Below are 20,440 nucleotides of genomic sequence, written 5' to 3'. Positions count from 1 at the left end.
GGCCATGGCTCAGCCCTCTCCGAGGGGGTGGTCAAGGCAGGCGTCGATCACCTCCGCCGCCGCCGCGCAGGTGGTGGTCAACCGGTCTTCAAGCACGCTCAGCGTCTCCTCTGCGGTCTCGCGCAGCAGGAATGCCGCGCCGCCCTCGCCGATGCGGTCGGGCGCAAGCGTCTTGTCGCTGATCAGCCGGGCCACCATCTGCACTCGCCAGCAAAGCGCATAAGCACGTGTGAGCGCTGCGCTGTCGGCGTCACTCAACCAGCCGATTGCGACACCGCCCGCAAAGCCCGACGCCACATCGCGCGCCGCCTGCCCCGCCATCAGGTTCCCGGCCTGCGCCACAAGCTCCAGATCGAGCAGGCGGCCCGGCCCCAGCTTGGCATCCCAGGGTCCGTCGGAGGGCTTGGCCTCGGCCACGCGGGCGCGCATTTCCTTGACCGATGCAAGCGCGGGACCGGGCGTGGATTTCTCGGCAATGAGGCTGGAACGGAACGCCTCGACATCCTCGGCGAGCCCTGCATCCCCGGTGATCACCCGCGCCCGGGTCAGCGCCAGATGTTCCCATGTCCACGCCTCGTTCTGCTGGTAATTCCGGAACGACGGCCAGCTTGTCGCGACGGGCCCCTGATTGCCCGAGGGGCGCAGGCGCATGTCGACCTCGTAAAGCCGCCCCTCGGCCATCGGCGCGGTCAGCGCGGTGATCATCGCCTGCGTGAGCCGCGCGTAATAGGGCCGCGACGCCAGCGGACGGCGGCCATCAGAGCCCTCCGCATCGCCGGCGTCATAGATCACAATCAGGTCGAGATCGGATCCGGCGTTGAGCCGCTCGGCCCCGAGCGAGCCCATGCCCACCACGACCGCGCCACGGCCCGGTGGCTGCCCGTGTTTCTCACTGAACTGATCGATCACCCGTGGCCAGACCGCCGCGATCACCGCGCCTGCCAGATCGGCATAGTGCCGCCCCGCCTGATCCGCGTCGATGAGACCGCGCAGGTGATGCACGCCGACGCGGAAATGCCATTCCTTGTGCCAGCGGCGGGCGGCATCGAGGGCGCGCTCGTAATCCGCTTCGCGCGCCAGCCGTGCCGCCAACTCCTCCTCCAGCGCCGCGCGGCCCGGCCAGTCGGCAAAGAAATCCCCGGCGATTACCGCATCGAACACGCCCGCGTTGCGCGACAGGTACTGCGCCAGCACCGGGGCGGTGCCGACGATATCGACAAGCAGGTCGATCAGTTGCGGATTGGCCTCGAAGAGCGAAAACACCTGCACCCCCGCAGGCAGGCCCGACAGGAACCCATCAAAGGCCAGCAGTGCCTCGTTCGGCTCGGTGGTGCGAGCAAGGCGCGCGAGGATATCGGGCTTGAGCCGGTTGAAAATCTCCACCGCCCGGGCGGAACGCAGCGCCGGATAACTGGGCCAGCGGGCGATCACATCCCCGTCGAGCGCATCCGGCACGGCGCACTCCTCGGTGCCGGTGTCCTGCGCGAAAAAGCCTTCGATCAGGTCATGCACCTCGGTCAGCCGCGCCTCCAGATCGGCGCGCAGATCCCCCGTGTCGCGGCCCATGAAGGCAGCGAGCCGGTCGAATTCCTCGACTGAATTCGGCAGAAGATGCGTCTGTGCATCGCGCAGCATCTGCACCCGGTGCTCGACCTCGCGGTGAAAGCGGTAATGCCGGGTCAGCGTCTCGGCCGCACTCTCGGGAATCCAGCCTTTCTCGGCCAGCCGCGCCAGCCCCGGCACCGTGCCGCGCACCCGCAGATCGGTGTCGCGCCCGCCCGCGATCAACTGCCGGGTCTGGGTGAAGAACTCGATCTCGCGGATGCCACCGCGCCCCAGCTTCATGTTGTGCCCCTCAAGACACAGCCGCCCACCGAGCCCCTTATGCTCGCGGATAGCAAGGCGCATGTTATGGGCGTCCTCGATGGCCGCGAAATCGAGATGCTTGCGCCAGACAAACGGCGTGAGCGTGGACAAAAAGCGGTCGCCCGCCGCGATATCGCCCGCACAGGCCCGCGCCTTGATATAGGCCGCGCGCTCCCATGTGCGCCCTAGGCTCTCGTAATAGGTCTCGGCGGCGGCCATCGCCATGCAGACCGGGGTGACGCCCGAATCCGGACGCAGCCGCAGATCGGTGCGAAACACATAGCCTTCGGCGGTGCGGTCGCTCAGCAGCGCGGACATCTTGCGCGTGGCACGGACAAAACTGGCGCGCGCCTCGTGGAAATCATCACGGTCAAACCGGGTCTCGTCAAACAGGCAAATGAGGTCGATATCAGAGCTGTAATTGAGCTCATGCGCGCCCATCTTACCCATCGCGATCACCACCATTCCGGCACCGGTGGCGATGTCCTCCTCGGTCATGCCGGGCAGCTTGCCGCGCCGGATTTCGGTGGCAAGTGCGGATTTCAGCGCCAGATCGCAGGCCAGATCGGCAAAATCGGTCAGACGGCCCGTCACCTCCTCCAGCGGCCAGACACCCGCCAGATCGGCAAGCCCGGTGAGCAGCGCCACGCGCCGCTTTGCCTCGCGCAGGGCCGCCCCGAGACGGTCCGGCGGCACCTCTTTCAACGCATCGAACAGCCCCGTCAGCGCCGCCTCCGGCGCGTCGAACGCGGCCTCGAGCCACGCCGCCTCCTGCACGATCAGCGTCTTCAGGAACGGGCTGCACCCCCCTGCCCCGGCCAGCAGATCCGACAGCGTTCCCGTCAGGTCGGGCAGCGCCGCGCGCGCCTCCTCCCCTTCGTCGGGGTCATAGGGGCGCGGCAGGCGGGTCAGGCGATCGGTGAATGTCATGGCACGAGTGATACAAGGCGCGCGGGTCTGGTCAATGGCTGACGGAGTTGAAATAAGGGGAAAAAACCGGAGAACAATCATGAGCAAGAGCCTCGCCCGCGTGACCCGCGCGCTAAAGGACGCAGGGCTGGAGATCACGCCCGTCGAGATCGGAAACGCCACCACGGCGCAGATGGCCGCCGATCTGGTGGGCTGCGATATCGCGCAGATCGCCAAGTCGATCATGTTTCGCGGAGAGGCGAGCGGCACTGCGATCCTCTTTGTCACCTCAGGGGCCAACCGGGTCGACGATGCGCGCGCGAGTGCCGTGGCAGGCGAGGCGCTCGGCAAGGCCGATGCCGCGCTCATCCGGTCGCAGACCGGCTTTGCCATCGGCGGCGTGTCGCCAGTCGGGCACCTGACGCACCCGCGCGCCTTCTTCGATCCGCATCTCTTGACCTTCGAGCAGGTCTGGGCGGCGGCGGGCACGCCCCGGCATCTCTTCGGCATCGCCCCACGGCACCTGATGGAAATCGCAGGCGCGCAAGAGGCGGATTTCACCGCCTGACCCCTTGCAAATGCCCCACCCATGCCCATCCTAAAGCGAATGACTCAGACCCGATTGGCCCCCGCATGAGCGACATCACCTGGCACCTGCCCGACCCCGAGCGGCAACCGGAATTCTATGCCGATGTGGCGTCAAAACGGCTGGTGGCCTTTATCGTCGACACCATCCTGATCATCGTGATCTGCCTGCTGATCGTGCCCTTCACCGCCTTCACCGGCCTGTTCTTCTTTCCGGTACTGATGACGGTGGTCGGCTTTGCCTACCGCGTCGTGACCATCGCGCGCGGCTCGGCCACCTGGGGCATGCGCCTGATGGCGATCGAGTTTCGCGCATCCGACGGCCAACGATTCGATCTCGGGCTGGCCTTCGCGCATACGCTCGGGCTGACGATTTCCTTTGGCTTGCCGATCCTGCAGGTCATTTCCATCGTCTTGATGCTCACCGGAGCGCGCGGTCAGGGGCTGAGCGATCTGGTTCTGGGCAGCGTCGCCGTCAACCGCCGCGCGGCGATGTGACAGAGGCGTGACAAGCCTCTTGGCGGGGGCGGTGATGGTTGTTATCGTCGCGCCCAAGGACAACGCGGAATACCCCCATGCGACACACGCTTCCCATAGCGCCCCAGTTCTATGTGACGGCCCCGCAACCCTGCCCCTACCTGCCGGGCCGGATGGAGCGCAAGCTGTTCACGGCCCTGCAGGGCGAGGGCGCGCAGCGCCTCAATGACGGGCTGTCGAAACAAGGGTTTCGCCGGTCGCAGAACGTGCTCTACCGGCCGTCCTGCGCCGATTGCGCGGCCTGTCTTTCGGCGCGGATCAACGTGGCAGAGTTCACCGCCTCCAAGAGCCAGAAGCGCACCGCGCGCCGCAACGCGCATCTCAAGCGCCGGGCGACCTCGCCCTGGGCGACCGAGGATCAATACGATCTCTTCCGCCGCTATCTGGAGAGCCGCCACGCTACCGGCGGCATGGCCGACATGGACACGTTCGAATTCGCCGCGATGATCGAGGAAACGCCGATCCGCACGCGTGTCGTGGAATATACCGACCCCGAGAGCGACGACCTGATTGCCGTCTGCCTCACCGATATCCTCGATGACGGGGTGAGCATGGTCTATTCCTTTTACGAGCCGAACCGCCCCAAGGCGTCTCTGGGCACTTATATCATCCTCGACCACATCAACATCGCGCGCGAGAATGGCCTGCCATACGTCTATCTCGGCTACTGGGTGCCCGGCAGCCCCAAGATGGGCTACAAGGCCGCGTTTTCCGGTCTCGAGGTCTATGTAGGCGATACCTGGCGCAAGATGTACGACCCGGACGCGTTCCGCGCCCAGGCCCACCCGCTGGTCAATGATCCGATTTCGGAACAGGTGGCGAATATCGCCCTGCCCGATGGCGGTCCGACCCGCCGCACCGGTCGCTGAGCGGCATCACGGGGCAGGACAGCCCCGGATATCCACCGCATCGCCCGTGCTCAGCACCGTAAGCCGCAGACCCGACCGATCCAGCAGAAAGCCGCGCCCTTCGACATGGTGCATCTCGGTCTCTGCCTGCAACATGGCGCCACGGCGGTTGGTGTCCGTCTGAGCGACCCAGAGGTCGGGATTGTCGGTCTCGACCACCACCAGTTCCTGCGCGCCCATCTGCTCCATGTCGATCTGTGCCACCAGACGCAGACCGCCACCGGCGATCGGCGTGACCGAACAGGCGACGCGCCCGACCCCGGCCTCCGCTGCCGTGTAGGGGCGTGCGGCAAGGGCTGCTGCAATGCGCGGATCGCGGTCACCGGACCCAAGCGGCAGGTCCAGCCCGACGCCGATCTCGACCGGCACGCAGATATCGCTGCACACGCCGATTTCCATATCCGCCGACAGCGAGATCGGTACATTCGCCTGTTTCGGCGTCAATCGCACCGGCAATACAAGGTCATGGGTATAGCCGATCGTGCGCATGCCATTGGTTATGGTCTGCTCAGGGGTGGGCCAGATGATTTCCACCTGCGACAGGTTTTGCGACCCGCGCCAGTCGAACCTCGGCGGTATGCCCGCGTCGCCCGGCGCGCGCCAATAGGTTTTCCACCCGTCCTCAAGCCGAAACCGCAATGCGGCCATGTGCCGACCGTCGGACATCTGCCATCCCGGCAGCACCGAAACGCTGACCATATCATCGGCGGATTGGGCCGCCCCCGGCGAGGCGAGCGACATGGCGGCGATCAAGAGAGGAGCGAACAAGGATTTGACCATGCCTTTCAAATGGGGGATTTCGACGGAAATGCCAACTCACATTCAAGCGAGAAATCTTGCCACGATTTTAACACCCGGCTTGCACCGGGCTGTCCCTGCCCCCATTCTGGGGACATGACCAAAAGGGGCAGCACGTGACGGAAGCGACCGATCTGACAGGAAGAATTCTTATCGCGATGCCCGAAATGGGCGATCCCCGCTTTGCCCATGCGGTGGTGTTTCTCTGCGCCCATTCCGAGGAAGGCACGATGGGGCTGATCATCAACAAACCGACACAGGAGTTGCGCATGCGCGACCTGCTCGAACAGTTGGAGATCACACCCGGCCCTGACTTGCGCGACCTCCCGGTGCATTTCGGGGGCCCGGTAGAGCATGGGCGCGGCTTTGTGCTGCATGATTACGGCTATCATTCCGCCATCTCCACGCTTGATATCGACGATGCCTTCGCGATGACCGCAACGCTCGATATCCTCGAGGATCTCGCCGACGGACGTGGCCCGACCCATGCGCTTCTTGCGCTTGGCTATGCCGGATGGGGGCCCGGGCAACTCGAGGCCGAGATTGCGGACAATGGCTGGCTGACCTGCGAGGCCGACAAGGATCTGGTCTTTTCCACCGCCGATACCGACAAGTGGGAGGCCGCCTTGTCGCGCCTCGGGGTGTCGTCCCTGATGCTGTCCTCAGACGCCGGCCGCGCCTGAGCGGATTGTCGCTGGTCAACATCTGTCACGCGCTGATAGATTACCGACCATGTTCCGCCCTGCCCCCCGCATCATGCTGGTGCTCCCCATTCTGCTGGTCGTCGCCCTGATCACCGGCTCGGTCTGGAAATATGGCTACGGTCAGGCGCTCGACGCGCTCTCGCGCCGGGGCACGGCCGATATGTCGCTGGTTCTGGGCGGGCTGGTCTCGGACCTGCAACGCTACCGCGATCAGGCGGTGGCCCTGGCCGATCACCCGACGCTCACGGTCCTGACCGGATCGAGCGTGCCGCATCAGGAAGCAGCGGCCAATCGGCTGCTGACCGCATCGGCGGACCGGACCGGGGCGGCCGGACTCTATTTCGTCGACAAGGCGGGACATCTTCTCGCAGGCACGCGCGGCACGCTTCCACAGAACCTGACCGGCTCTGCCGCCTTTGCCCGTGCGATGGACGGCGCGCTTGGCACGACCCATGCCATGCAGCCTGCGGGCGACACCCGGATATTCCAGTTCGCCGCCCCGTCGTTCGGGGCTGATGGCAGGGTCAACGGCGCGCTGATCAGCGTGGCCAATGCCGAAAATGTCGAATTCGGCTGGCGCGGCTTGCAGACGGCGGTGTTCCTGGTGGACGAGGCGGGCCGCGTCTTCATGTCCAACCGCTCCGAACTGCTGGGCTGGGGCAAGGTGCCGGGCGAGGCGCAGCTGGTGCCGCCCGGTGGCGCGCCGATCCGATTTGCGCAAAGCCGCCGTGGCCCGCATGAAATCTGGCAGATTGACCTTGGCCCCTACCTGCCGCGCCGCGCGCTACAGGTGAGCGAGGCACTGCCAAGGATCGGCATGACAGGTGCGGCACTGGTCGATGTGGCCCCGGCGCGGCGCATCGCCATGTTGCAGGCGGGGGCCGTGGGCGGAATGCTGCTGTTTTTCGGCGCGCTGCTGCTCTTTGCGCAGGAACGCCGCCGCACGCTGGCCCGCGCCAACGCTGAGCTGGAGCGCCGCGTGGCCGACCGCACCGCAAGCCTCACCGAGACCAACCTTGCCCTGCGCCGCGAAATCCGCGAGCGGCAGGAGGCCGAGGCCGCACTGCGCCGTGCACAGGCCGAACTGGTGCAGGCTGGCAAGCTCAGCGCACTTGGCAAGATGAGCGCGGGCATCAGCCACGAGCTCAACCAGCCCTTGATGGCGATTAGGCAATTCGCCGCGAATGGCGGGGCCTTCCTGCAACGCGGCACACCCGACAAGGCCGCCGAGAACCTCACCCGCATCGACGAGATGGCCCACCGCATGAGCCGCATCATCCGCAACCTGCGCGCCTTCGTGCGCAACGAGAACGAGCCGGTGACCCGGGTCGACATGGTGCAGGTGGTGCAGACCGCGCTCGAGATGACCGGCGAGCGGCTGGTCAAGGATGGCATAGAGGTAGACTGGCACCCACCCGCGCATCCGGTGCCCGTGCGCGGCGGCGAGGTGCGGCTTGGTCAGGTCGTGCTCAACCTCATAACCAATGCCGCCGATGCCATGTCCGACAGCGACGCGCGACGCCTTTCGATCACCCTTACCGATGGCGCGCCGGTCACGCTGCGCCTGTCGGATACCGGGCCGGGCATCGAAGAGCCGGAAAAGATTTTCGACCCGTTCTATTCCACCAAGCTTGTCGGCGCGGGCGACGGGATGGGCCTTGGCCTCTCGATATCCTATGGCCTCGTCCAGAGTTTCGGCGGCAAGATCACCGGGGCCAATACCGGCCACGGCGCGGAATTCACCGTCGAGTTGGAGCCATGGGCCGAGCGACAGGAGGGGGCGGCATGACCGGCGAGGTGCTTGTGGTGGATGACGACCGCCCGGTCCGCGAGGCGCTGACGCAGACGCTGGAACTGGCCGAATACCGCGTGCGCGCCGTCGGATCCTTCATCGAGGCCAAGGACCATATCGCGCCCGATTTCTCCGGCGTGATCCTGTCGGATATCCGCATGCCGGGGCGCGACGGATTTCACCTGCTCGGCTATACCCGCGCATTGGATGATGAATTACCGGTGATCCTGCTGACCGGCGAAGGTGATATTCCGATGGCGGTCAAGGCCATGGGCGAAGGCGCCTTCGATTTCCTTGAAAAGCCCTGCGCACCGGATCAGCTGATCCCGGTGCTCGAACGTGCATTGAAGAACCGCCGTCTGGTCCTTGAGAACCGCCGCCTCAAGGCGCAGCTTGAAACCGGCGATCCGGCGGCGCGCATGCTGTTTGGCACCTCGCAACTGGCCGAGGACATGCGCCAGACCGTGCGTCAGGCGGCGCGCGCAGGCACCGAGGTGCTGGTCACCGGCCCGCCCGGCGCGGGTGTCTCAAAGGTGGCGGAGGTCATCCACCTGATGTCGCAGGGCGCGAGTGGCCCTTTCGTCAAGCGCGCGGCGGCGGGGCTCGATCCACAGGCGCTTGAGGCCGCCTATGCGCAGGCAGCAGGCGGCAATCTCTTCCTCGACGAGATCCTGGCCCTGCCCACAGCGAGCCAGTATGCCCTGCTCGAACGGCTCGACCCGGGGGGCGAGGCGCGGCTCATTGCGGGCAGCACCGCAGATCTGGCGCAGGCCGCCGCCGAGGGCCGCTTCAACGCCGATCTTTTCTACCGGCTGGAAGTGCTGCGCGTGCGCATCCCGGCGCTGTCGGAGCGGCCAGAGGATATCCCCGTGCTGTTTCGTCATTACGTGGCACAGGCGGCCGAGCAGGCCGGGCTCTCGGCCCCTGAAATCAGCCCCGATCACCTCGCAGCACTCATGGCGCAGGACTGGCCCGGCAACGCGCGTTCGCTGATGTCGGCGGCGATGCGCTTCGTGCTGGGCATGCCCGACAACGCGGCGGAAGCGGCAGAACTGGGGCTCGCGGAACAGATGGCACGGGTGGAACGCTCGCTTCTGATCGCGGCATTGGGGCGGCAGAACGGGCGCGCGGCACAGGCGGCACAGGCGCTCAAACTGCCCCGCAAGACCTTCTACGACAAGCTGGCGCGCTACGGGATTCGCCCCGAGGATTACCGCCGCTGATCCGTGCCTTGACTGTGCGGAAATTCGCACAAGCACCCAAAGTCACGTGCGGATTACCGCACAAGCCATGCTGCAGACGCAAAGCGGCCATGTGAAAATTGACCCTCAAACACCTGATATAAGGCCAAAAATCAGGCAGCGCGCCCTAAAACCACGCAGCGCTTGAGCGGCGCGTGTGATTCTCCCACCATAGCGGCACCGCGCCCCGAACCGGGCGTTTTGGAACAGACTGAAATCCATGGGAGGAGACCCAAATGAAATTCATGACCGCTGCCGTATCGGCACTGGCCCTCACCGCCTTCGCAGGCACCGCGATGGCCGCCTGTGACGATGGTGAGATCGTCGTCAAGTTCAGCCACGTCACCAACACCGACAAGCACCCCAAGGGCATCGCCGCCTCGTTGCTGGAAAACCGCGTCAACGAGGAAATGAACGGCACCATGTGCATGGAGGTCTATCCGAACTCCACGCTCTACAACGATGACAAGGTGCTCGAGTCGATGCTGCAGGGCGACGTGCAACTCGCCGCCCCCAGCCTCTCGAAATTCGAGAAATTCACCAAGCAGTTCCGCCTCTTCGATCTGCCCTTCCTGTTCTCGGATGTGGATGCCGTCGACCGCTTTCAGGCCTCCGAGACCGGTCAGGCGATGCTCGACAGCATGCAGCGCCGCGGCCTTCAGGGCCTCGCCTATTGGCATAACGGAATGAAGCAGATGTCGGCCAACGTGCCGCTGCTGGAACCGTCGGATGCCAACGGCCTCAAGTTCCGTGTGCAATCCTCGGACGTGCTCGTGGCACAGATGGAGGCAATCGGCGGCAGCCCGCAGAAGATGGCCTTCTCCGAGGTCTACGGCGCGCTGCAACAGGGCGTTGTGGACGGCCAGGAAAACACCTGGTCCAACATCTACGGCAAGAAGTTCTTCGAAGTGCAGGACGGCATCACCGAAACCAATCACGGCATCATCGACTATCTGCTCGTGACCAGCGTCGACTGGCTCGACAGCCTTGAGCCGGATGTCCGCGACCAGTTCCTGACCATCGTCGCCGAGGTGACCGAGACCCGCAACAGCGAGTCCGCCAAGGTCAACCAGGACGCCAAGCAGGCGATCATCGACGCCGGCGGCGTGGTGCGTCAGCTGACCCCCGAACAGCGCGAGAAGTGGGTCGAGACGATGAACCCGGTCTGGGAGCAGTTCAAGGGCGATGTCGGCCAGGAGAATATCGACGCGGCCGTCGCGTCGAACAGCAGCTCGTAAGCCTCTGATCACAGCGCCGCGCCCCGCAATATCGGGGCGCGCGCCTCAGGATCGGGCGGGCCCCCACGGCCCGCCCGATGCGCAAGAACCTTTCGAAAAATCAGGGAACCGGGACGATGCAGCACAAGACTGGGCTAATCGACCAGATCGAGGAGACGGTGATCGCCGTGCTGCTCGGGCTGATGACACTCATCACCTTCGCCAATGTGGTGGCGCGCTACATTTTCAATTCGAACATCCTCTGGGCGCTCGAACTGACGGTGTTCATGTTCGGCTGGCTGGTGCTTCTGGGGGCCTCCTACGCGGTCAAGAAACACGCGCATCTGGGGGTGGACGCGATCCTCAACATGGTGTCGCAACCGGCGCGCCGCGTGCTCGCCCTGATCTCCGTGACGGCCTGCCTCGTCTTCTCGCTGCTCCTGCTCAAGGGCTGCTATGACTACTGGGCGGTCTTTGCCGATCTGCCCCCCACCTCGGGGCGCTGGTTCCCGACCGGCTTCGACATGGAGGCCCGCAGCCAGAGCTTTTACGAGGTGCAGGACGTGCCCATGGTCGGCGTCTTCCGCTTCCTCGAAGACATGATCAACTACGGCGAAACCTACGAGAAACTGCCCAAGGTCATCCCCTATATCGTGCTGCCGATCTCGGCGCTTCTGCTGGTGCTGCGCTTTGCTCAGGTCGCGGTCGCGATCTGGCGCGGCGATGTGGACCGGCTCGTTGCCAGCCACGAGGTCGAGGACGAGTTGGATGAAATCCGTGCCGGGCATGCGCGCGACGCGAACGGGGGATCGAACTGATGGATGTCGTCCTTCTCTTCTCCATGGTGATCGGCCTGCTGCTGATCGGCGTGCCGATCGCCATCTCGCTCGGTCTCAGCTCGACCATCTTCCTGCTGATCTATTCCGAAAGCTCGCTGGCCTCGGTCGCAGGCACCCTGCTCGAGGCGTTCGTGGGCCATTACACCCTGCTCGCGATCCCGTTCTTCATCCTCGCCTCGGCCTTCATGACCACGGGCGGCGTGGCGCAGCGTATCATCCGCTTCTCCATCGCCTGTGTCGGGCACCTGCCGGGCGGCCTTGCCATCGCGGGCGTGTTCGCCTGCATGCTCTTTGCCGCGCTCTCTGGCTCCTCGCCAGCGACCGTGGTGGCCATCGGCACGATCGTCATCGCGGGCATGCGGCAGGTCGGCTATACCAAGGAATTCGCGGCTGGCGTGATCTGTAACGCCGGCACGCTCGGCATCCTCATTCCGCCCTCCATCGTGATGGTGGTCTATGCCGCCTCGGTCGATGTGTCGGTCGGCCGGATGTTCCTTGCCGGCGTCATTCCGGGCCTTCTGGCGGGCTTGATGCTGATGACCACGATCTATGTCATCGCGCGTGTCCGCAATCTGCCCAAGGGCGACTGGCAGGGCTGGGGCGAGATCTGGGCCTCGGGGCGCGAGGCGGGCTGGGGCCTATTTCTGATCGTCATCATCCTCGGTGGCATCTATGGCGGCATCTTCACGCCGACCGAGGCCGCGGCGGTGGCGGCGGTCTATTCGTTCTTCATCGCCTGCTTCATCTACCGTGACATGGGGCCGCTCGCCACCACCGGCGAGGGCAAGAACACAAACCTCCTGCGCAAGCCCTGGGCCGTCCTCACCGCCTTCGTGCACCCCGACACCAAGAAAACGCTGTTCGAGGCGGGCAGGCTGACGGTGACGCTGCTTTTCGTCATCGCCAACGCGCTGATCCTGAAACACGTGCTGACCGACGAGCAAATCCCGCAAAGCATCGCCAACGCGATGCTCGGGGCCGGCTTCGGCCCGGTGATGTTCCTGATCATGGTGAACGTGATCCTGCTCATTGGCGGTCAGTTCATGGAACCTTCGGGCCTTCTGGTGATTGTCGCGCCATTGGTCTTTCCGATCGCCATCGAACTGGGCATCGACCCCATTCACCTCGGCATCATCATGGTGGTGAACATGGAGATCGGCATGATCACGCCGCCGGTGGGGCTCAACCTCTTCGTTACCTCAGGTGTTGCAGGCATGCCGATGATGGCCGTGGTGCGCGCCGCCCTGCCCTTCCTGGCGGTGCTCTTCGTGTTCCTGATCATGGTCACCTATATCCCGTGGCTATCGACGGTCCTGCCCAACACCTTCATGGGGCCGGAGATCATCACCAACTGACGCAAAGACACAGTGCGTCATGCGCCACGCGAGGGAAACTTCGCGTGGCGTTATTTCATGCAGTCAGTGGATTTGCGGTTGGAATGCCGTGCCCCCCGCGCTACCTGCGCTGTCGCGGTGACGTCTTTACCACGCCCTATTTCATCGCTACCCAAAGGCCTGACCGAGTTTGAGGAGAGACGCGTGACCCAAGAGACCCTGAGCGTGGAACGTGACGCCTTCCTTGCGGCCATGCGGCAGGTCGCAAGCACCGTCACCGTGGTCACGACCGACGGTCCCGCAGGTCGTGCAGGTGCGACCGTAAGCGCCTTTACCTCGCTCTCGGCTGATCCGCCCTCGGTTCTGGTCTGTCTGCGCACGGATAGCCGGATCGCCTCCACCGTGGCCGAAAATCGCGCCTTTTGCGTTAATATCCTGCCCGAGCATGCCGTCGAGGTGGCCCGCGCCTTTGCCGGGCCCTCGCCCGACAATCCCGAGGACCGCTTTGCCGGGCTGTCCTTCGAGGCCGACGCGCATGGCCCCATCCTGCCACGCGCCACCGCCTTTTCCTGCACACTCACCGAGCGGATGATCCACGGCAGCCACGCGATCTGCATCGGACAGGTCACCCGGCTCAGCAACACCGGCGAGCGTCCGCTGACCTATCTGAGCGGCGACTACCATATCGTGCGCCCGCATCGCGACTGACACCATCCCGTTTCCTCACGGCGAAAATACTCGACCCGCACGGCTGGCCAAACCGTGCGACCCCTGCCATATCTGCGCGCGACCCAGCCAAGGAGACGCGCCCATGACCCGTATCATCACCGCCCTGCACGAGGTATCAGACCGCTACGATGCGCTCTTCGTCGATCTCTGGGGCTGCGTGCATGATGGCGTGCACGCCCTGCCCGATGCGGTCACGGCCTTGCAGGCCTATCGCAGGGCGGGCGGCACGGTAATTCTGGTAACCAACGCGCCGCGTGCCCGCGACTCGGTGGCGCGGCAACTTGACGGTTTCGGCGTGCCGACCGATGCCTGGGACAGCATCGCCACCTCCGGTGACAGCGCCCGCGCGGCGATGTTCCGCGGTGTCGTGGGGCAAAAGCTGTGGTTCATCGGACAACCCCATGACAAGAACTTCTTCGAACCGCTTCAGATCATCGAGGACCCGGTCGAGGTCGCCCGTGTGCCACTGGAAGAGGCCGATGGCATCGTCTGCGCAGGCCCCTTCGACCCCCAGGCTGACCCCGCCGAGATGCGGCCGCAATTCCTCTATGCCAAGCAAAAGGGCCTCAAGCTGCTCTGCGCCAATCCTGATATCGTCGTGGATCGCGGCGAAACCCGGGAATGGTGCGCGGGTGCCTTGGCGCAGCTCTACACCGAGATGGGAGGCGAGAGCCTCTATTTCGGAAAGCCCCACCCGCCGATCTACGACCTCGCGCGGCGGCGGCTCTCGGCCCTCGGGCGCGACGTGGAGAACCACCGCATCCTCGCGATCGGCGATGGCGTGCAGACTGACATCAAGGGCGCCATGGGCGAGGATATCGATTCTCTTTTCATCACCGGCGGCCTCGCTGCGAAGGAGACCAAAACGTCGCACCAGCCCGAGGAAAACGCGCTAAACGACTACCTTACAAGGGAAATGTCCTCTCCGACCTACGCGATCGGGTTTCTACGCTGATAGAAACCGCTTGCTTTTGCTGCAGCCGCAAAGTAATAAAATTCCAATTGTTGGCATGAAAGTGCCTGAATGTTACACGCCAAACCCTGCGGAGGGCGGAGATGTTGGATAATATGCCGCGCGGCACGATCTGTATCGAAGATATCGAAATGGGCATGACGCGCCACCTGCGCAAAGTCGTGACCGACCGCGACATCGAGATGTTCGCCGAGGTCTCGACCGACCACAACCCGGTGCATCTGGATGACGCCTATGCGCAGGACACGATCTTCGAGGGGCGCATCGCGCATGGCATGCTGACCGCCGGGCTGATCTCTGCGGTGATTGGCGAGCAACTGCCGGGTCATGGCACGGTCTATATGGGCCAGACGCTGAAATTCCTCGCCCCCGTGCGCCCCGGCGACATGGTCCATGCCGAGGTCGAGGTCGTGGGCATCGACCACGGCAAGCGCCGCGTGCAACTGGACTGCCGCTGTCTGGTAGAGGGCAAGAAAGTGCTGATCGGCGAGGCCACCGTACTGGCACCGTCGCGCAAGTTCGACTGAGCCACTGCTGATCGCCGCCTCGCGTCTCCGCGCCACATTCATTTTTACACGGCGTGACGGGGCAATTGGCCTGACGCTGCCGTTGACTTGAGCCGCGCATCGCGTAGGTGCGTCAATCAAACGTCCACTCCAGCCCAGCCACACATCCCGTAACCCCTTGCGCCGTACAACGCCGCACCGCATGCTCCGCACATGACCCCTGCCCCCACATGGGGCCTTGTCGCCACGATCAAGGCCCCCACCCGCGACATTCTGAATTTCGCCGCCCATCACCTCGATCTGGGCGCACACCGGGTGCATGTCTATCTCGACGCTGCCAATCCTCAGGCCGAGGCGGCGCTGCGCGCGCATCCCAAATGCCGGGTGATCCTCTGCGATGACGACTACTGGCAACGTCGCCTGCGCAAGGGGCGACCGGACAAGCACCAGCCGCGCCAGAGCCTCAACGCCACCCATTGTCTCAACAAGCGCCCGCAGGTCGATTGGCTGGCGCATATCGACGTGGATGAATTCCTCTGGCCCGCCAGCCCCCTGCCCGCGCAGCTGGCCGCCCTGCCCGAGGACACGCTCAGCGCCCGCATCCGCCCGATCGAGGCGCTCGCCTCAGACCCTGACGATCCTCCGCCGGCGGATACCGAATGGTTCAAGTCCTGCGCCCTGTCGCAGATGCAGCGCCGTGAGCAGACCAACGCCATCTATCCCACCTACGGCCCGCATCTCAATGGCGGCTTTCTCAGCCATGTGGCGGGCAAGGTGTTCGTCCGCACCGGGCTGCCCGACATCAGCCTGCGCATCCACAACGCCTTTCGCGACAAGCTGATGGATGACGCGCCAGCAGATTTACCCGACACGCATCTCTGCCATCTCCACGCCCCCTCGTGGGAGGATTGGCTGGCCGCCTATCGCTTTCGCCTCGAACAGGGCTCGTACCGCGACAGCCTCAAACCCGCCCCGCAGCCCGGCGGCGGCGGGCTCACCATGCACGCCCTGTTTCGGATGCTTGAGGACGAGGGCGGCGAGGCGGCGCTGCGCCGCTTTTACGACGAGGTCTGCGTCGCCTCACCTGCCCTGCGTGCGCGGCTCGCCGCGCATGGGGCCCTGCACTCCATCCCCCTCGCGCTCGATGAAAAACGTCAAGAACACTTCCCCGATTTCGCGTGATTGTTTCGCATTCATACACAATCTGCGGCCCCTCAGGCCCTTGCCCTGGCACCTTGGAGGCATGTCATTGACCGCACCCGGCGCTTCAGGTATGGGACGCGCAGCGGGTCACCCATGTGGAGAACCACAGGCCCAGGAGGGGCCTGACCCGGCGACAGACGTACGGGCCAGGATTGTGTCCGTAAACCACGGATACGCATGACCAAATTTTCAGATCTGAATCTCAACCCCAAAGTCCTCAAGGCGATCGAGGAAGCGGGATACGAAACCCCCACCCCCATTCAGGCGGGCGCCATCCCCCCGGCCCTCGAAGGGCGCGACGTTCTGGGCATCGCCCAGACCGGCACCGGCAAGACCGCAGGATTTACCCTGCCGATGCTGTCGATGCTGTCGCGGGGACGTGCCCGCGCGCGCATGCCGCGCAGCCTCGTGCTGTGCCCGACGCGCGAGTTGGCGGCGCAGGTGGCCGAGAATTTCGACACCTATTCCAAGCATCTCAAACTGACCAAGGCGCTGTTGATCGGCGGGGTCAGCTTCAAGGAACAGGACAAGCTGATCGACAAGGGCGTCGATGTCCTGATCGCCACACCGGGCCGGTTGCTCGACCATTTCGAGCGCGGCAAGCTCTTGCTCACCGGCGTGCAGATCATGGTGGTGGACGAGGCCGACCGCATGCTCGACATGGGCTTCATCCCTGATATCGAGCGGATTTTCAGCCTCACGCCCTTCACCCGGCAAACGCTGTTCTTCTCGGCCACCATGGCCCCCGAGATCGAGCGCATCACCAACACGTTCCTGTCGGCCCCCGCGCGGGTCGAGGTGGCCCGTCAGGCCACCGCCTCCGAGACCATCGAGCAGGGTGTGGTGATGATCAAGGCCACCCGCCGCGACCGCGCCGATAGCGAAAAACGCGCCGTTCTGCGCGCGCTGATCGACGGCGAGGGCGAGGCCTGCACCAACGCGATCGTGTTCTGCAATCGCAAGATCGACGTCGATGTGGTCGCCAAGTCGCTCAAGAAATACGGCTATGACGCGGCCCCCATCCATGGCGATCTCGATCAGAGCCAGCGCACGCGCACGCTCGATCAATTCCGCGCCGGGGACCTGAAAATTCTCGTGGCCTCGGACGTCGCCGCGCGCGGCCTCGACGTGCCGGCGGTCAGCCATGTCTTCAACTACGACGTGCCCAGCCATGCCGAGGATTACGTGCACCGCATCGGCCGCACCGGCCGCGCCGGACGCTCGGGCAAGGCGATGATGATCTGCAACCCTCGCGATGAAAAGAACTTTGCCGCGATCGAGGCGCTGCTCCAGAAAGAGATCCCCCGGCTCGACAGCCCGGTGAAATCCGGGGGCGGCGACACGCCGGTCGAGGCCGAGGCAGAGGACAAGCCCGCCAAACCGAGCCGCAGCCGCAGCCGCACTGTCAGCCGCAAGAAGGCCGACGCACTGCAGGAGGCCCCCGTCGAGGCGCAAGCCGAGACGCCCGCCGAGACACCGAAGGCGGAGCCCAAGCCCCAGGCCAAATCCGAGGACAAGCCGCAAGACAAGCCCCAGGAGCGCAGCCAGAGCCGTGGCCGCAGCGGCGGTTCCGGCCGCAGTGGCGCAGGTCGTGGCGGTGATCAGGGCAACAGGGTCGTCGGCATGGGTGATCACATGCCCAGCTTCATCGCGCTCAGCTTCGACGAGCGGCGCGTCGGCTGACCGGACCGGCCACCGCAAACCGTCTGACACCGGCTTGCACCCCACGGCTAGCGGGCAATCACGATATCCGCGCAAAGCCCGCCCAGCCGCTCGCTTTCCCCAAGCCGCAGCGTGCCGCCATGCGCGCGCGCCACGTCCAGCACGATCGACAGGCCCAGCCCCACACCGGTCCCACGATTCTGATTCCGCGCCGGATCAAGCCTGGCAAAGGGCTTGACCGCCTCCTCCCGGTTCTCGGGCGAAATACCCGGCCCGTCATCCTCGACCCGGATTCGCAACGATTTGTCGGTCATCGTCACGGACACGTCCGCGCGTGTTCCGTATCGCACCGCGTTGCCGATCAGGTTTTCGACCGCGCGGCGGATATTCTCGGCCCGCAAGGCAATCTGCCCCGCGCCATGTGCCTCTATCAGGCTGACGGGGCTCTGCGTGCGCTGCGCATCCTCCACGACCTGACGCACGAGGGCGATCGGGTCCACCGGTTCGGGCTCCGCCCCATGTGCCCCGCGCGCAAAGGCCAGAAACCCCTCCAGCAGGCGCTCCATCTCGACGACGTCGCGCAGCATCGGCGCGGCCTCGTCCTCATCCAGCATCGCAAGGCTCAGTCGCAGCCGCGTCAGCGGTGTTCTCAGGTCATGGCTGACCCCGGACAGCATCAGGGTGCGCTGCTCGATCTGCCGCTCCAGCCGCGCGCGCATGTCGACAAAGGCATTCCCCGCCGCCCGCACCTCCAGCGCACCGGAAGCCCGGTACGGCACATGCCGCCCGCGCCCAAAGGCCTCTGCTGCCTCGGCAAGCCGTGAAATGGGCCGCAACTGCTTGCGCATGTAGAAATACGAGACAGCAGTCATCAGGATGCCGTAAAACGCGAGGTTGACCAGCACCTGATAGGGTCGCCGCGCCGATACCCTGCGCCGGTCAAAAATCAGCTCCGTAACCCCCGCTTCGTCTTGAAAATACAGCATCACCACTTGACTGTCCGAGAGCGAAACACGCGTCAGTTCCGGGAAATATCCGCGCAACTCGCGCACCACCACGACGCCCGAAATGTCGAACCAGTCATAGCTGTCGGTCGCAGGCATATCGGCCTCGGGAACCCGGCGGCGCTCGATTTCCAGCGCGTCCGCCACCGGGCTGCCCTCCGGCTCGTCCAGCACCAGCCGCAGCTCGCGCGCGACCGTCTTGACCATCTGCTGCGTCACATCGTCGAACAGGCGCTGCGCAAAGACCAGCGATACCACCAGCAACAGCGTGATCACCGGCAACAAGAGAATTATCGTCGTCCGGCCATAAAGACCGCGCGGCAGATAGCGTTTGAGGATGCGTTTGGACATGGCTAAACCTATCCCTGTCGAGCACCGGAAGGAAGAGCGATGCGACTTGAACAGGGAACGGCCCCACCCGTCGGCGTCGCGCAGCCGATTGGCCGCGCTTTGCGCCGCATCCTCGCCCCCAACCCCTCGCCGATGACATTCTGGGGCACCAATACCTACCTCCTCGGTCATCGCCAGATCGCCGTATTCGATCCCGGCCCGGACAGCGATGCCCACCTGGCCGCGATCATGGACGCCCTCGCGCCAGACCAGAGCATCAGCCATATATTCGTCACGCATGCACATCTCGACCACTCACCGCTCGCACCCCGCCTCGCACAGGAAACCGGAGCACCGGTGCTGGCCTTTGGCGATGCCCGCGCCGGGCGCAGCCCGGTGATGGAGCAGATCGCGCAGAGCGCCCAAATCGGCGGCGGCGAAGGCGTGGATGCCACCTTTACCCCGGATATCAGCCTGCGCGACGAAGACCGCATCGACGGGGACGGCTGGACGGCAACCGCACTCTGGACGCCCGGACATTTCGGCAATCACCTGTGCTTTGAGCTGGGCGATACGGTGCTCAGCGGTGATCTCGTCATGGGCTGGGCCAGTTCCCTGGTCTCACCGCCCGACGGCGACCTGACACAGTTCATGGCCTCCTGCGCCCGTCTGCGGACGCGGGCGCCCAAGGTACTCTTGCCGGGGCACGGTGCGCCGGTGACGGACCCTGCTGCGCGGCTCGACTGGTTGCTCGCGCACAGGCGCATGCGCGAAGCCGAGATCCTGACGGCCCTGGCCGATGGCCCACAAACCGCCGCCGCGCTCGCCGCGCGCATTTATACCGATACGCCCCCCGCCCTCCTGCCCGCCGCAAGCCGCAACGTGCTCGCGCATCTCATTGACTTGACGGGAAAATCCCTGGCCCGCCCCCTCGGCGCACTGGACGCCGATACGCTCTTCGAGCCGGTCCCGGCCCCACCAGAGAATTCGTGAAATTTTTGTCACAAACCCTCTGGACCTCTTCAGACCGGATTGCTATACGCGCTCTCGTGTTCCGGCGTAGCTCAGCGGTAGAGCAGTTGACTGTTAATCAATTGGTCGTAGGTTCGATCCCTACCGCCGGAGCCAATAAAATCAAACATTTAGGATCGGCACCGCTTGCCGACAGTCGGCCGATGCGCGGTCCTCTCGGATTTCGGATCGGACGTGACAGCCATGTCACGTCCAAGACGTCGTTTTCGACCTGTGCCGCTGAGATACGACTGTCGCGCGGTTTAGTCGCCCGCCGCAAAGAGGCCACTGA

At 64.9% G+C, this 20,440-nt stretch carries 18 protein-coding genes and 1 tRNA gene; 16 read left to right on the top strand and 3 right to left on the bottom strand.

Annotated elements, in window-relative coordinates; all coding sequences use genetic code 11:
• Window positions 1–9: 9 nt before the first annotated feature.
• Window positions 10–2,796 (bottom strand): bifunctional [glutamate--ammonia ligase]-adenylyl-L-tyrosine phosphorylase/[glutamate--ammonia-ligase] adenylyltransferase, encoded by a 2,787-nt coding sequence (gene glnE / locus RID11_RS04835; RefSeq protein ID WP_350136295.1) that lies wholly within the window; start codon window positions 2,794–2,796, stop codon window positions 10–12.
• A 79-nt stretch (window positions 2,797–2,875) separates the two neighbouring features.
• On the opposite strand from glnE, the gene RID11_RS04830 reads away from it, so the two are divergent.
• The 3 genes from RID11_RS04830 to RID11_RS04820 all read left to right on the top strand — a co-directional run bounded on the left by RID11_RS04830 (window position 2,876) and on the right by RID11_RS04820 (window position 4,766).
• Window positions 2,876–3,343 carry a YbaK/EbsC family protein gene (locus RID11_RS04830; protein ID WP_350136294.1) on the top strand — a complete coding sequence of 156 codons (468 nt, stop codon included), beginning with the start codon at window positions 2,876–2,878 and terminating at the stop codon, window positions 3,341–3,343.
• A 65-nt stretch (window positions 3,344–3,408) separates the two neighbouring features.
• Window positions 3,409–3,858 carry an RDD family protein gene (locus RID11_RS04825; RefSeq protein WP_350136293.1) on the top strand — a complete coding sequence of 150 codons (450 nt, stop codon included), beginning with the start codon at window positions 3,409–3,411 and terminating at the stop codon, window positions 3,856–3,858.
• A gap of 77 nt (window positions 3,859–3,935) precedes the next feature.
• Window positions 3,936–4,766 carry an arginyltransferase gene (locus RID11_RS04820; protein ID WP_350136292.1) on the top strand — a complete coding sequence of 277 codons (831 nt, stop codon included), beginning with the start codon at window positions 3,936–3,938 and terminating at the stop codon, window positions 4,764–4,766.
• 6 nt (window positions 4,767–4,772) lie between these two features.
• On the opposite strand, the gene RID11_RS04815 is transcribed toward RID11_RS04820, so the two are convergent.
• Window positions 4,773–5,585 (bottom strand): protein-disulfide reductase DsbD domain-containing protein, encoded by an 813-nt coding sequence (locus tag RID11_RS04815; RefSeq protein ID WP_350136291.1) that lies wholly within the window; start codon window positions 5,583–5,585, stop codon window positions 4,773–4,775.
• A 134-nt stretch (window positions 5,586–5,719) separates the two neighbouring features.
• Between RID11_RS04815 and RID11_RS04810 the strand changes: the two genes are divergently transcribed.
• The 11 genes from RID11_RS04810 (at window position 5,720) to RID11_RS04760 (ending at window position 17,824) form a co-directional block, all read left to right on the top strand.
• Window positions 5,720–6,286 (top strand): YqgE/AlgH family protein, encoded by a 567-nt coding sequence (locus RID11_RS04810; protein WP_350136290.1) that lies wholly within the window; start codon window positions 5,720–5,722, stop codon window positions 6,284–6,286.
• Window positions 6,287–6,335: 49 nt separating this feature from the next.
• A complete protein-coding gene (locus RID11_RS04805) occupies window positions 6,336–8,096 on the top strand; it encodes a sensor histidine kinase (RefSeq protein ID WP_350136289.1) in 1,761 nt (586 codons plus the stop codon).
• Window positions 8,093–9,322, top strand: a complete 1,230-nt coding sequence (locus RID11_RS04800) for a sigma-54-dependent transcriptional regulator (RefSeq protein ID WP_350136288.1) — start codon at window positions 8,093–8,095, stop codon at window positions 9,320–9,322. Before RID11_RS04805 ends, RID11_RS04800 begins: the two co-directional genes overlap by 4 nt.
• Window positions 9,323–9,576: 254 nt before the next feature.
• Window positions 9,577–10,578, top strand: a complete 1,002-nt coding sequence (locus RID11_RS04795; RefSeq protein ID WP_350136287.1) for a DctP family TRAP transporter solute-binding subunit — start codon at window positions 9,577–9,579, stop codon at window positions 10,576–10,578.
• 116 nt (window positions 10,579–10,694) lie between these two features.
• Entirely contained in the window at window positions 10,695–11,375 is a 681-nt protein-coding gene (locus RID11_RS04790) for a TRAP transporter small permease (protein WP_350136286.1), read from the top strand.
• Window positions 11,375–12,751 (top strand): TRAP transporter large permease, encoded by a 1,377-nt coding sequence (locus tag RID11_RS04785; protein WP_350136285.1) that lies wholly within the window; start codon window positions 11,375–11,377, stop codon window positions 12,749–12,751. The genes RID11_RS04790 and RID11_RS04785 overlap by 1 nt, the downstream gene beginning before the upstream one ends.
• A 183-nt stretch (window positions 12,752–12,934) precedes the next feature.
• The gene (locus RID11_RS04780; RefSeq protein WP_350136284.1) at window positions 12,935–13,438 is read left to right on the top strand and encodes a flavin reductase family protein; all 504 of its coding nucleotides are present in this window, start codon (window positions 12,935–12,937) and stop codon (window positions 13,436–13,438) included.
• 103 nt (window positions 13,439–13,541) lie between these two features.
• Window positions 13,542–14,414 carry a TIGR01459 family HAD-type hydrolase gene (locus RID11_RS04775; RefSeq protein WP_350136283.1) on the top strand — a complete coding sequence of 291 codons (873 nt, stop codon included), beginning with the start codon at window positions 13,542–13,544 and terminating at the stop codon, window positions 14,412–14,414.
• Between the two features lie 101 nt (window positions 14,415–14,515).
• The gene (locus RID11_RS04770) at window positions 14,516–14,959 is read left to right on the top strand and encodes a MaoC family dehydratase (protein WP_050663526.1); all 444 of its coding nucleotides are present in this window, start codon (window positions 14,516–14,518) and stop codon (window positions 14,957–14,959) included.
• A gap of 192 nt (window positions 14,960–15,151) precedes the next feature.
• Entirely contained in the window at window positions 15,152–16,120 is a 969-nt protein-coding gene (locus RID11_RS04765; RefSeq protein WP_350136282.1) for a glycosyltransferase family 2 protein, read from the top strand.
• Window positions 16,121–16,318: 198 nt separating this feature from the next.
• A complete protein-coding gene (locus tag RID11_RS04760) occupies window positions 16,319–17,824 on the top strand; it encodes a DEAD/DEAH box helicase (RefSeq protein WP_350136281.1) in 1,506 nt (501 codons plus the stop codon).
• A 47-nt stretch (window positions 17,825–17,871) separates the two neighbouring features.
• Here the strand turns inward: RID11_RS04760 and RID11_RS04755 are convergent, their stop codons facing one another.
• On the bottom strand, window positions 17,872–19,158 hold the full coding sequence (locus RID11_RS04755) for an ATP-binding protein (RefSeq protein WP_350136280.1): 1,287 nt from the start codon (window positions 19,156–19,158) through the stop codon (window positions 17,872–17,874).
• A 39-nt stretch (window positions 19,159–19,197) separates the two neighbouring features.
• Between RID11_RS04755 and RID11_RS04750 the strand changes: the two genes are divergently transcribed.
• Window positions 19,198–20,130, top strand: coding sequence for an MBL fold metallo-hydrolase (locus tag RID11_RS04750; protein WP_350136279.1), 933 nt, complete (start codon window positions 19,198–19,200; stop codon window positions 20,128–20,130).
• Between the two features lie 60 nt (window positions 20,131–20,190).
• Window positions 20,191–20,265: transfer RNA gene (locus RID11_RS04745), tRNA-Asn, on the top strand.
• Window positions 20,266–20,440 lie beyond the last annotated feature (175 nt).

Source organism: Roseovarius sp. (genome assembly GCF_040219995.1).
GTDB lineage: Bacteria > Pseudomonadota > Alphaproteobacteria > Rhodobacterales > Rhodobacteraceae > Roseovarius.
This window is presented reverse-complemented; position numbering and strand designations above follow the sequence as displayed.